We start from the raw sequence: 12,693 nt of genomic DNA, 5'->3' as shown, positions 1-12,693 counted from the left end.
AGCTACCAAAAGTGGGGACAGCTCAAGGAAGAGGTTAAGCGTCGCGATGGTGTGGCGAAGAGCCTGAAAACTCAACGATGGCTTCAATTTCCACAGCAAACCCCTTCGGCAATGAGCCAACACCAATGGCAGAGCGTGCATGCTCACCGCGCTCACCAAGAACGGTAACAAACAGGTCGGAACAACCGTTGATGACTTCAGTGTGAGAGGTAAAGTTAGGATCAGCATTGACCATACCAAACACCTTCACGACACGCTGAACCCGATCAAAGTCACCCAGCGCTTCTTTAATGAGCGCAAGGAGATACAGGCCAACCTCTTGAGCGTACATCCGAGCCTGCTCAACAGTGACTTCCTGCCCAACTTTTGGGACAACAACTCCCTCTTCTCGCAACGGAGCCCCCTTACCTGACAGATAGAGCATGTTGTCCGAAATGGCATAAGAACGAAAGCTGCTTGGCGTGGTAACGACGGGCAGTTCCAAGCCCAGCGAACGGATACGCTCTTCCACGGTTGATTTCATTACAGGCTCCACGTATATGCTGTTAAGGTTTTAATGACAACGCGCACTGGTGCTGGTTTATTAAAGATCTAGACGATAAACATTCCACTTCTTGATCTCACTGAAACCAAAACTACTTATAAGATCATACCCAATATTGAACTCTTTAAGAACACGCATCTCAGCTCTACAACAATTCTCAGACTGTGACTCATTTACAGCATGCTGTAGTAAAATACTTTTATTTTCATCGCCATCAAAACCATCGATCAAGTACAGATCCTCAATATAAAGAACGCGGGATCCAACGTAACTCGCAAACTTAAAATTATATATATAGAAGCCAATGGGCTGGTTGTCTTGATAAGCCAATAATCCAAAACAAGCAGGCGTAGAGGCCAAAAAAGCGTCGGCGTAACTTGTTCTATCAGCAGTAAACAGGTGCTTTTGATTTTCAGACTCAGCAAGCTTGACATTCAAGTCATAAAGATCGTTGATATTTTCATCATTTACTCTAGCAAGTTCCATAGCTTCATTTCCTATTAATTTTCAACCAATTTTCACGGTAAAGAAAATAGTTGATCTCGGTGCAGTGCTAAGCCCTGCCGATACAACAATCATCTATAAGACCTTTACCACCAACCTTGGCCAGGTTTGTAGCCATCGCTTAGCGCATATTCGGGCATCAAAATCTGTTCGCTTTGGTCGTTTGGGATTTAAGGTAATGGTATAGTCAAACAGAGGCTTAACACCAAAGGGAGCTACAAGAATAACGTCTCCATCATCATCCAAAGCAGCGCCTACAGCAGTTTCTACTTCTACCCAGAAACTCATGGCATCTTCAGTGGACGTATACGGACAGTCATTATTTCTCTCGTGCATTCTTGCCTGGTTCTTTACCGACCAGGGAAACGTTGAGACTTCCCTTAATCCTTGCTCGATCTCATGATCGCGGGAATCGCTTATGTCGTCAGGATCGAAGTAAATTAAATCGATGTCGTTAAGGGCCGTATTCTTCGAAAAATTATGCAGCTTGTCCCACACCAAGTTTCTAACGAATCCAGCAGCGAGACACCACCCCGGCAGCTTCCGCGCAGCCGCTATTGTCAGCGCCTCCATACGTGCCTGATCACTCATCAGCCATTTTTTGACCAGCGCTTCATGCTCCATCTCAATACCTTACTACCAATGCGCCTATTTTGACTTGCTGGGTGGTGCTGAACCATCCAACGCTGGACACGTTATAGCTCCCCTATCCCTGCTGCTACAGATCAACCTCATGATTGATACCGTCGCTAACCGGTACACCATCCAAATCACAGGGGTTAACGCCTTCCAGGCACCCGACATTGAACCCATACACAGTGGGGTTCGAGCGCGCTTGGTGGTGGGTGTAGATGCCGCAGTTTGAACAGAAGTAGTGCTTTGCGACACCTGAATTGAACTGATAAAGCTTTAGATGCTCGGCGCCGCGGAGAATGCGAAGACCGTTCAATGGTACATAGGCCATAACAGCGCCTTTGCGACTGCAAATAGAGCAGTTACACCGTTTCGGGTCAACAAGCCCCTCAGGCAGATCGAGTTCGAGCTCCACCATGCCGCAGTGGCATGTAGCCCTGTGCCTAGGTTGAATGTTAACTCCGCCCACTTGCTTGACCACAGCTTTCCCCCGTATCTATCGCTGGCGAGGCGTTTTATAAGTTAGCATCAACTTCCTTCAGCCCTAGAAGCACCGCTGCGCCAATCAAAAACGATCCAGATACCTTACCTAAGTACTGGCGCGCTGATGACTTTAGTTTCGTACTAACCCATTCAGCTGATTTACCGTAGGAAAACAAGAAAACCGCATCCATGATGAGATACGTGGCACTCAGTATCGCAAACTGATGCAGAAGGGGCTCAGATGGGTTAATGAACTGTGGAAAAAGAGCAGCGAAAAAAATAACGGCTTTAGGGTTTGCGGCTGAAGTGATAAAACCTTGCCAAAACAAGCTTTGTTTCGACCGCCCCTGATTCGCCACACCTACATGGCCCCCACTCTTTGAGAAGATCAACCTTAGGCCTAAGTACGATAAATATGCCACCCCCGCCCACTTCACAACGATAAAAAAATCACTGGATTGCTGAACAATGCTCACCAAACCTATCGAGGCGACAATCATTTGTAAAAAATTGGCTGACAAATCGCCAGCAGCGGTAAATAGCGACCGTTGGAAGCCATTGCTAACGCTATTGGAAAGCATCAAAAGCTGGCTAGGGCCCGGTGTACTCATCAAAATGAATACGGTGCTGACATACAGAAGCCAAATTTCCGTTCCCATATCCCCTCACTTTTCAAAATTAAAGTGTGTAACGCCCGCAGAATCAACGATCTAAGACTGAACCTCAAAAGGAGAAATAGCCGTACCTTGGTTGTAAACCATTTTCCAGTCACTTCCCTCTTTCCGCCATATTGACGTTCGCCGAGAATAGCTTGTACCTAAGCCATTTTGACGACTGATAGCAACCCTATAAAAGAGCTGAATAAGATCAGAGCTCAATCTCCGGTGCTCAAAGTCCTGAGATATGGCCGACCATGCGGACTCCTGCGGCAAACAATCAAGGACACTATCTAACCCGAAAAAATCGCCTGATGTGCCGATCTCCAGGAAATCCGAGGATAGCAGAGACCGCAGCTTCGCCGGTGACCTGCGCACCTCGAAGCTAAGCAAGGCTCTCTCCTTTTCTATCAGATCCGCTTCGATTTCCATAGCCGATTACCCTAACATCTGAACTCGACAACCTCCCGCGGCTCCTTGGTTAGAGCCTGTAGAATGGATGGTTAGCTCCCCTTTTCCTCGAGCAAGTCGACATAAGCGCCTTCAATGAGCTGGGATGACTCGATACCGAGCCGATCCAATAAGTGGTGCGCGACTTCCACACCGGGCTGTGATGACTCACTGGAGGAAAGTACCACTTCAAGTTCAAGAAAGTGCCCAAGGCCCTCCACTCTATCGAGATGTACACGAGTCCTGTCAACAAGATACAGCGTGCGATGTTTTCGAACACGGCCAACTCTTCACCATAAGCCAGCGAAAGCGTCTCTCGCAACGCCTCAGGCTCATCGGTTTGCGAGCGAACGTAAAACGATTCTTTCGGGCCTGCCTGATTGGCGCGCAGGTAAAAAATGAGTTCGCCGTGCTTTTCTGAAAACACCCGAAGCTTCAGCCGACCAGCCTCACAATGGAAGAAGGTATCGTCTTGCACTATCTCAGTAGGCCCATTGTCCGCGATCTTAGCCACCCTGGACTCGAGCGCTTCGATGTTGTCGATACGTGCTTTGATCTCAATATTTCTGGCCATGGTAAGTGCCTCCGCCGCTTTCGTTCGGTGCAAACCCTTGAAATCTGCTGGCTGGTCTATCAAGAGTCAATGCCCAGTGGGCAAGCAAAACTACAACACTGCCTTTAACAGTTTATAAAACTCATCTAACTCTTTCTTATCAAGTGGTTCAAGCAATGCGGCAGAAGCATGTTTAAACGAAACTTGCGCATCTTCATAAATTTTTGTCCCAGCAGTGGTAAGTGCCACCAGGCTGACTCTGGCATCACGAGGGTTTTCCTGCTTCTTAACCAGCCCTATTTTCTCCATAGGATTTAAAAGGCGAGTAACCCCTGATGGGCTCAACCCAACCTGTTCAGCAAGATCGCTACGGCGTACTTTTTGATTGGGTGCGGTGTATAGCTGATTGAGAACCAGATAATCGGACAGGCCAATACCATGCGCAGAAAGCGCACTGCCAATCCGTTTTTGGATTTTACTTTGCAGGTTGATGACACTTAACACCAATCCTGCCTCTATATTTTCCGACATAGTCATTACTCTTGCGCGATGGTTGATCCCACAAATATATACTCAAATGATTGCGCAGTCAAACATATTGCAAGCAAATGGTCGTTAGCGGTCATTGATGACCGAGTGAAATGCCAGGTTAGCTGCTCTCATGCATGTATGCACGAGGCTGACTCTCCTAATTCATGACAAAGAGAATTAGAATCCGTCCTTCATCTTCAGGATAAAATGCGACACGAAGGCACCACTGCTTCCCATTTCGAGAAAGGCACTAGACTTTGTACGAAAAGTCGGCGAGCGAAGGTCAGGCAAGGCAAAAAACGGCGAAAAAGCGGAGTTTACGGAGTGTAAATGAGCATTTTGAGCCGTTTTTTAACGCAGCATGGCCGAGCACAGGCAGTTTTCGTACAAAGCCTAACGCTAAAGCCTACCTTCACCGATGCTTATATAGCGCAATTTTGCTGCCTTCATTCCCAAAAAATTGAATTAATTGTTTTCTAGGCTTTGAAGTTGGGTGGAGTGTCCCAAAGCTGCACCTCGATATAGAGCTCAAAATCTGTTTCCCAATAGCGCTCGTAAGGAATCTCGTGATCATTGGCAGGGATTCCGAAGCGTGTAACGAGCCTACTCACCTCATTAAGCAGAAACACTTGATTGTAGTAAGGCTTGTCGTCTCGGGTTAGCGCAATAAAGCTATCCGGGTAAGTTAAAGACGTTACTTCGGGATCGAGCTCAGAGAGAGGGATTCTAAGCTCACCTTGGTTTGCGTTCAGGTCACGAAACCAAGGGGATTCTCCAAGCACTAGATAGAAGGGATGATCGCGGCGCGGTTTACCTCCACGCGCAACGAAGAGCTCACGCAGCCGAGCCTCCACCTCACGTCGGACTCCTATGTAATTCCTACCGTAGCGCCGCCGGTAACCGGGATCACGCTGATGACGAGTTAGGATATCTTGAAATACAGGATCTTCCGAGCCAGCAGGTAGCTCTGAGAGACTCCGAAACGGGCCTGTCTCTCGCAAATAATAGTGGGTAGCGAAATCGGGTAGCCTGATCACTGTTTCATGCCTTCGGCCAAGCCAATAGCCATCAAACGCCCCGTTGAGCGACATATAAAGCAACTTATTGACACGCCCTAGCTTGGCTAATGAAATCCTCTAAAAGAGCATTCGCTCGCTCGATATCCCGCTCGTAAATAAACAAGTGATCGAATACGGCACCACACTGCGGGCCAGCTTTAATGCCGTGTTCATTTAACACTCGCAGAACAGGGCCGAGAAAACCAATCACATCGAAGGGAAGCTCGCCATCCGTTGATATAACTTGAAACGGGCCGAAGCTATCTCTTATAGAGACCTCAGTTTTTAAGCGTTCAACGGCTGCCTCGTCGACAATCGCTGACACACCTGCCTGATCGCGAATTAAACAGCTGTACCGAGCATCGCTTGCCACGAACACGTTAGCCACATCTTGAGCGGATGTATCGCTAAGATCGAACATCCAGTAGCGTTCAGGCCAGATTTTCAATGTCATATTCGCCCATACCGCCATTGGATCTATAGACATTACACTCTCCTGTTAGACCGCCAATGACCGCTCGATTCGACAGCTGTTAAAACGTCACATCGAAGCAGCAGCTGGCCTATACCGTATGATACAAAGTGCTGCAGCTATTATATGAATTCAGGCGATTAAGCTCAGGACTCAGAGCTTGGAGCCTCCTGGTTTGGTCGCAACTGAAGCTGGATGCCGAGTAAGAAATTTCGCAGCACCTGATCTTTGCACTCTCGATAATTCTTATGGCTGGGCTTGCGGAAAAACGCACTTAATTCATGGTTACTTAGGTTGAAGCCAGCCAGTTCAAAAGCAGCCAAAATATCTTCAGCCTTTAAATTCAGCGCAATGCGCAGCTTCTGGAACACCATATTGTTGTTCAACTGCGATTCTGGCACGGGCTGTGGCCCTTCGCGCTTACCACGCTTAAAGCTAATGAAGCCGTTCAAAAACGCCGCTAGCTCTTTGTTCTTCATGGTGACAAAGGCGTCGTCGTCATCCTTTTTCAGCCAGGCCGTTACCTGCTCTTGAGCCACGCTGACCTCTGCCAAGGCGAAGATATCCACGATGGTGCTGTCTTTTAAATCAAAGGTGTAACGTATACGGCGAAAAATATCGTTATTGGTCAAAATAGTGTCCCTAGTCTTAGGCAAACCCAGCACAATCAGGCTTTATGTGCATCTACGTTTATCGTGATATATGATTAAAATCAGCAGCTTAAATAAACTAGGCTTTGTACGAAAACTGCCTTCGCTCGCCAATACGGCGTTAAAAATCACCTCGTGCGCGAGTCCGATCAAAATGCTCATTTACAACCTGTAAATTCGCACGCGAATCCGATCCTTTTTTCGTTGATTTTTGCCTTGTCTAGCCTTCGCTCGCCGACTTTTCGTACAAACCCTAACCTGTGGTCAGTTTCCCAAGCAGCTCGTCAATTTCGTCTTTAAGCTCGCCATCTTCAATTTTATTGGCAGTGACTTGGGCATTTTTAAGATTACTGATAGCCGCATCGGTTTGGCCCAGTTCAACCTGCAACTTCGCCATGGAGAACGCAATGGATGACATGTGATCTTTTGAGTTAACGGCGACGGCCTTTTCAAAGGCTTTTTCGTAGACTGCCAGCGCCTCATCCAGCTCTTCCGTGAAGTCAGCCAAGGTTTCCCACTGCTCTGGATGATCTTTATCGGTGCTCTCATTCTCGGTGCAAATAGCTTCCAACTGCGCATAGAGCGCATCAAAAGCCTCTCTATCCTCTTTATCGGCAGCCTTCATGAGCTTTTCAGCGAGTTCGTAAACCGCCTTGTATATTTTGGTGTTAATCATGAACGACTGCCTTTTCTCTATTTAAAATATAGTAACAAGTAAACAAACCTGCTGAAAATCAACGTATGTAACGAAGCCACCCCACCGTCACCGGTGGCATTATACCCTTTGGGGATGGCTCTACGGGCGATCATTTTACGGTTTTTGTGCTGGGGTGTTGGTATGTTTTGCTTGAGTGGTCGTCCTAGCGGCTCGCGCCATCAGACCACTCCTTAGAGGCATTGGAGGACATTTCAGCTACCAATGGCAAAGATTCGACCTGCATTCAACGACTTGGCTTCTGCAATGCCTGGTTAAGTGACTCCAAACTATCAGGGCCACCATCCAAACGAACACAACCATCTGATTCTGACGCCCAAGAAGCCGATGAAGAAAGGTGAAGATGAATAGATATTTGCGACGCAGTCTCATCATTCAGCAAACCAGCGGGAACCCATACCAACTCCGTGTCTCTCAGTTGGTTGGGTACCAGACTACCGCAGACCGAACAAAAATCATTCCGATAGCCGGTTGGCTTCTGAAAGGTACTGATTTTGGATTGGCCGGAAAGCCAACGGAAGCTATCCGCTTTTACAAAAGTGGCCGTATTTGACGCAGACCCTGTCGCTTTGCGACACAGAGAGCAGTGACATTGATAGAAGTTCGGCAGTTCCCCTTCGATTTCGAACTTAATCTCCCCACACAGACATTCACCTTTCATTGAATATTCCTTTGGTTTAAGCAGCAAGCGGCCCTAGACGACCGCTGACCGCGAATCGCTGTTAACAGCAGCACTCCATGACTAACTCAGGATGACCCGTTAATTCATCAATTTTCTCATCTAATACAATAAATCCATGCTTCTTATAAAAATTGATACTTGGTAAATTTTCACTGTAGACCGTCAATTGCAAGCACTCCCTTCTGCTCTTGGCATCGTTAATAAGCGCAGACCCCACACCTCTCCCCTGTAAGTTTGGAGACACAAAAGCGGCGGCCAACGTATTTTCGTATAGACTGTAAAATCCAGCTAATTGTCCCTCAGATTCAAATACAAAAGTCTCCGATGCAGGGAGATATACATCACGCATTTCACCAACTTTTGAACGCCAAAAATCTGATCCAATAAAAGCGTGTGCTTTAATTGAGGCTGAAAGCCAGATATCCAGCACTTGATCAATATCTGACTCTCGGTATTTGCGAATCATCTGCATATTCCTTTCTGATAATCAACTGCACCAATGGCATCACGGAGAGCCATGTGATAAATGTTGCCGGTGCAGTACAGAGCCAAGTAAATCAGGAATCCACCCAGGCTTGAAGAGTGAGGGATCTTTATCGAGTAATTCGTCAAGGCTCCACCATTTCCACTGCTGAATAGTGCTCTTCTCCTCATCTGTCCACTTTGCCGCAAACACCTCTCTGTTTGCAGGCCACTCAACTAAAAAGTACTGTTCAAGCCACCGCGCTGGCACCGATCTCGCAACGGCGTAAACATCATCACGCTCCCTTAACATTTCTCCAACGTCTTGTGCTAAACCTGTTTCCTCATATAGCTCACGTTTCGCAGCCTCAGCATAGCTCTCTCCCGGTTTTAGCTCACCTCCCACGGTGGCCCAAAACGGAGACTGATGTTCTTCTTGATATAAAAACAGCAGTAAACGTCCTTCTTCATCAACGATTATTAACCTGGATGATTTTCTTGTCTCCATTTCTAATGCTCCGCTGCTCCTATAAATATTAACGTCGGCTTTCGCAACTGCAGAGATGTGTAAAAGGCCAGCCGATACACTGACCAATCTTCGCAGTAGCAATACAATATTACTTTAGGCTTTGTCTGAAAAGTCGGCGAGCGAAGGCCAGACAAGGCCAAAATCGGCGAAAAGACGGATCGGACTCGCGCACGAGCCGATTTTTAACGCCGTATGGTCGAGCACAGCCAGTTTTCAGTCAGAGCCTAGCTCCCTATCACTAGGGTTCACTTTGTAGCACCCTTCATCTGTGGTTAAGTCGCCACAATGCATGAACTCAAAGGTAGAAAGCACTTTCTCACCTTGCTGTAGGAAGTAAACAAACACCACCAATCACTAAACGAGGTACGTACGGCATCGATTAAGACTGCAAAACGATCAAAGCCAATGTGCCCAATAGATTTATTCTCTTCCTAGTAAGCGCTGCTATGCCAGGAAACAGGTGTCCACTCTTCACCGTGCCCCTCTTCCGGCCCCCTCTCCTTCCATTGGGTTACGTAATGTCTCTCGCTTTCCGATATCCCTTTTTTAGTTTCAACTCTCATTAAAACTCCAGAACTTAACAGCTAATATAAATTATACTTAATTTCACTAAAAAAAATAACTCCATCGCTGGCCAGCGCCCCCTATGGAGGCTGCTATGCTTGTTACTGAACATGGCGGTTTAAATTTTATTCGGCCAACAGCCTCTTGACCTGGGCGCTCTCTTCTTCGGGGAGCTTCAGATTGCAGATAATCTTTCCTTCTGTGAATCGACTCTCAAACTTATTTTCCTCTGTAGTGATGAACGTTACTGAGATCACTTTGGAATAGAAAGCGAGGAGCAGGTCAACTAGACGCCAAGCGCTTGAATCTAATACAAGTCTCCGCTTGTCACAAGGCATTACAAATGCCCTGATGGCAGCTCAGTGATATTGCCGCAGCGCCGCCAGTGCGCGCTGAAGAAAATCGAGTTGGGCATCTCGAAGCCAAGTACCGCGGCGAAGTTCTGGCTCGTTCATCTGCACCTTGCGTATTTCTGCTTGCGCCTTTGGGTCCTGACCAGCATAGCCTTGAAAGATGGCCAACCAATCCTGAGCCACCTCTCGACCAATTTCGCTTTCGGGGCTAATACCTTGTTCCAGCATTTGGTTAATACGCCTGAGGAGAGGCGGCCAATGTTTCATATAATCGCCATAACGCTCAGCCAAGTAGGCATAGACTGACGGACTCAGGTGGCGGCGGAAGATCGCTAGCTTGTGCTCCAGGAAAGCCTGCTGGATGAAGTTCAACTGCTCCCTTTCAATGGACAGATAGTCCCGTAGAGCCTGCTCTCGCTCGGCCATCAGGCTCAGCTTACGGAGTAGCTCAGGGTTACCAGTAGTATCCTGCTCTAGTTGCTCCATCCAGCGCACCGCTAAATTTTGGGCTGAAGGAGCGGTCGGCTTTACGCCTTCGGCCTGGAGAGTATTTAATTCATCCAGCAGCAGTTGCCACTGAGCCCGCGTGGCACGCTGACGTGTGTAAAAACGCAGATCTTGAAGTTCATCCCTGGAGAAGTAGCGACTATAAGCCTCCAGTAATTCCAGAGTATTGAGAAATGCCTCAGTACTGGGTTCTGCTTCTCCAGCGAATGTATTCCGCAGCTGCTGCAAGTGATCCCTCAAGCGCGTAGCGCTATCGATTTGGGCGTTTAGGGCTGTGATGTTGTCGTCCACAAGCGTTTTGATAGAATGACGGGCATCGTCTTGCAGAAGTGAGGCGACCTCTGCCAAGGTGAACCCCAGGTTCTTAAGCAGTTGGATACGCTGTAGGCAAGCAATATCCTGAGCATGGTAGAGGCGATAGCCAGCCTCGGTACGACCCGAAGGTTTGAGGAGCCCCAAAGCATCGTAATGATGCAGAGTACGCACGGTGATACCAGCGCGCCGAGCTAGTTCACCCGCTTGCATAGGCTTAAGGATATCGTCGCTTTTATTTTGCCTCATGAGCGATGCCTTCCCTCCTTCTACTTTCTCCATCAGCTCTTATTGATTGCATTGATTTGACTCGGTGTACGTTTATCACAGCAACTGAGCCATTTTACTCAGCGCTTCCCCCAGACGCGCACCACGATTTATCGCAAAGCAACAATATAATTAAATCCACCGCCGGCAATCTGCAACCCGTCCTTACGCCGGTGAAAATATCGCTGGTTCAGGCTGGTGGTATCGTTATTGTCCACCTGGACAAAGCCCATTCCTTGCAACCCCTCCACCAACGTTGCAGGATGGAACTGCGAGAGCCAAGGTTCCCCCATGGCAGCGAATATCCGCTCAGAAACAGCGACTATCGATTGTTCGATGGGGTTGAGCAAATTGGTAGCCACACGATAGTCGAAGACAATAATCGACCCTGGAGGCAAGCCAGCCACCGATTCCAACACATTACATACCTGCTCCGGCGTCAGGTAAGGGCTAACGCCCATCCAACTAATAGCAACGGGCTGAGTACAATCGAGACCTGCCCCTGACAGCACTTCAAGCCCGCTTGGCCGCGTCAGGTCAACTGCTACAAACTGCATTTTGGCGGGTATCGTCAATCCGGCCTGCGCCACCCGATCTTGTTTGAGCTTCAGCATTGCTGGCTGGTCCACCTCATACAGATTCACATGAGGCATGCTTGCACCATAACGCAAGGCGTAGGTATCCAAACCAGCACCAAGACTCACTACCTGAGACACGCCCCTTGCTACAGCTGCATTTAGTGTATCTTCTGAAAGCAGGCTACGGGCGACAATGCCTGCGCGCATGGAACGGGCGCTAGAGTCGTTATAAGCAAATGGGTCAGCACTCACTGCTTTACCAAGCTCTGAACCGAGCAGGGACAAGCTCAAAGGATCATCTAATACTCTTGGCTCGTCCAACAACTGATGCACCGCACGGGCAATCGCAACGCGATGGGCAGAGTCGTTGGGATTGGCCTTTGAGGTCTGAATCGTCTTCGGATCCTGCATTGTTAGCTCCATCGTTTTTTAACAATGCAGGGACTCTAAGGCCTCACGTTGCGTGAAGGTCAATATCTCAGAACGAATTAATTTAGTGCTTTTTTTAACCTACTAAGGCAGATCCAGAATTTTGTATCAAAACGCTAATCTACCCACCAGAGCGGTGGCATATGAGCAATAATGGATCCTCTTTACTGTGGATTGACGTCACGAAGTAAATGGAAGGGGGCTCTCGAGCACCCAATTGAATAGACCTCATGCCGCAAACTTCTTGCTGACTTGCATCACGCGCTGGCCTAAATAACGCGCAGCGAACAAGTCTGTGTCATCTAAAACACCGTCTACTGAATGAGCGATAAGCCCAGATTGCGCTCCTAGTCTGTTACGCATTTCAGGATCGTAGTTGCCTGGGATATCCAAACCTACCCATAGTTCATCACACCTCCCCCTTCCGTTGTTGCACTGCTTGTTGCTGCGTTTCTCCCTGCGTTACGGGTTGCTGAGCATCGCGGTTTAAATTCCGCTCGGCCGGTATATCGTTCAGGTACTCGACAAACTCCACTTCAAAACCGGCCGGATCGACAAAATAGACATTTTTGCGAAACGGCTCTACAGCTCCTGGTTTCGCAATGGCATAACCCGCGTTATTCAACCTGGCCACAACGGCATCAAGGTTATCGGTCACATAAGCAAAGTAGGCCAAGCCAACGCTGTGGCCTTTCAAATCGCGATTCACTCCTTCACCGTGATCGCTTAGCGCCAGGTAATGTTCGTCGTCACCAAAGTGC

The 12,693-nt window shown here is 48.1% G+C and carries 18 protein-coding genes; all 18 read right to left on the bottom strand.

Going from position 1 to position 12,693, the window contains the following annotated elements; genetic code table 11:
* Window positions 1–34: 34 nt before the first annotated feature.
* Complete coding sequence (locus K7H09_RS21385) at window positions 35–523, bottom strand: RidA family protein (protein WP_230805929.1); 489 nt, start codon at window positions 521–523, stop codon at window positions 35–37.
* A 60-nt stretch (window positions 524–583) separates the two neighbouring features.
* On the bottom strand, window positions 584–1,030 hold the full coding sequence (locus tag K7H09_RS21380) for a hypothetical protein (protein ID WP_027957582.1): 447 nt from the start codon (window positions 1,028–1,030) through the stop codon (window positions 584–586).
* A 93-nt stretch (window positions 1,031–1,123) separates the two neighbouring features.
* A complete protein-coding gene (locus K7H09_RS21375) occupies window positions 1,124–1,672 on the bottom strand; it encodes a nucleotidyltransferase family protein (protein WP_027957583.1) in 549 nt (182 codons plus the stop codon).
* Window positions 1,673–1,766: 94 nt separating this feature from the next.
* Entirely contained in the window at window positions 1,767–2,150 is a 384-nt protein-coding gene (locus K7H09_RS21370; protein WP_442908129.1) for a GFA family protein, read from the bottom strand.
* 46 nt (window positions 2,151–2,196) lie between these two features.
* Window positions 2,197–2,823, bottom strand: coding sequence for a LysE family translocator (locus K7H09_RS21365; protein WP_009287036.1), 627 nt, complete (start codon window positions 2,821–2,823; stop codon window positions 2,197–2,199).
* Window positions 2,824–2,874: 51 nt separating this feature from the next.
* Window positions 2,875–3,252, bottom strand: a complete 378-nt coding sequence (locus K7H09_RS24660; protein WP_039859127.1) for a nuclear transport factor 2 family protein — start codon at window positions 3,250–3,252, stop codon at window positions 2,875–2,877.
* Window positions 3,253–3,301: 49 nt separating this feature from the next.
* Entirely contained in the window at window positions 3,302–3,844 is a 543-nt protein-coding gene (locus tag K7H09_RS21360) for a class IV adenylate cyclase (protein ID WP_230805926.1), read from the bottom strand.
* A 90-nt stretch (window positions 3,845–3,934) separates the two neighbouring features.
* On the bottom strand, window positions 3,935–4,354 hold the full coding sequence (locus K7H09_RS21355; protein WP_022523102.1) for a MarR family winged helix-turn-helix transcriptional regulator: 420 nt from the start codon (window positions 4,352–4,354) through the stop codon (window positions 3,935–3,937).
* Between the two features lie 476 nt (window positions 4,355–4,830).
* Window positions 4,831–5,391, bottom strand: coding sequence for a hypothetical protein (locus tag K7H09_RS21350; protein WP_022523101.1), 561 nt, complete (start codon window positions 5,389–5,391; stop codon window positions 4,831–4,833).
* A gap of 64 nt (window positions 5,392–5,455) precedes the next feature.
* Window positions 5,456–5,899, bottom strand: a complete 444-nt coding sequence (locus tag K7H09_RS21345) for a hypothetical protein (protein WP_041158570.1) — start codon at window positions 5,897–5,899, stop codon at window positions 5,456–5,458.
* Between the two features lie 131 nt (window positions 5,900–6,030).
* Entirely contained in the window at window positions 6,031–6,516 is a 486-nt protein-coding gene (locus K7H09_RS21340) for a DUF1456 family protein (protein WP_039859130.1), read from the bottom strand.
* 271 nt (window positions 6,517–6,787) lie between these two features.
* Window positions 6,788–7,210: a hypothetical protein gene (locus K7H09_RS21335; protein WP_009287042.1), complete on the bottom strand. Its 423-nt coding sequence runs from the start codon at window positions 7,208–7,210 to the stop codon at window positions 6,788–6,790.
* Between the two features lie 265 nt (window positions 7,211–7,475).
* The gene (locus tag K7H09_RS21330) at window positions 7,476–7,910 is read right to left on the bottom strand and encodes a GFA family protein (protein WP_084625343.1); all 435 of its coding nucleotides are present in this window, start codon (window positions 7,908–7,910) and stop codon (window positions 7,476–7,478) included.
* Window positions 7,911–7,971: 61 nt separating this feature from the next.
* A complete protein-coding gene (locus K7H09_RS21325) occupies window positions 7,972–8,397 on the bottom strand; it encodes an N-acetyltransferase (RefSeq protein ID WP_041158571.1) in 426 nt (141 codons plus the stop codon).
* 39 nt (window positions 8,398–8,436) lie between these two features.
* Window positions 8,437–8,901 (bottom strand): NUDIX hydrolase, encoded by a 465-nt coding sequence (locus tag K7H09_RS21320; RefSeq protein WP_230805924.1) that lies wholly within the window; start codon window positions 8,899–8,901, stop codon window positions 8,437–8,439.
* Window positions 8,902–9,845: 944 nt separating this feature from the next.
* Window positions 9,846–10,907, bottom strand: a complete 1,062-nt coding sequence (locus tag K7H09_RS21315) for a MerR family transcriptional regulator (RefSeq protein ID WP_161793656.1) — start codon at window positions 10,905–10,907, stop codon at window positions 9,846–9,848.
* A gap of 128 nt (window positions 10,908–11,035) precedes the next feature.
* On the bottom strand, window positions 11,036–11,914 hold the full coding sequence (locus K7H09_RS21310; protein ID WP_041158572.1) for a class I SAM-dependent methyltransferase: 879 nt from the start codon (window positions 11,912–11,914) through the stop codon (window positions 11,036–11,038).
* A gap of 427 nt (window positions 11,915–12,341) precedes the next feature.
* Window positions 12,342–12,693: VOC family protein (locus K7H09_RS21305; RefSeq protein WP_230805922.1), on the bottom strand; the 352-nt coding region annotated here is incomplete at its 5' end.

Origin of the sequence: Halomonas sp. IOP_14, assembly GCF_021021315.1 — a bacterium.
GTDB classification, from domain to species: domain Bacteria; phylum Pseudomonadota; class Gammaproteobacteria; order Pseudomonadales; family Halomonadaceae; genus Vreelandella; species Vreelandella titanicae.
Note: the sequence above shows the minus strand (reverse complement) of the source record. Positions and strands in the feature narration are given on the sequence as shown.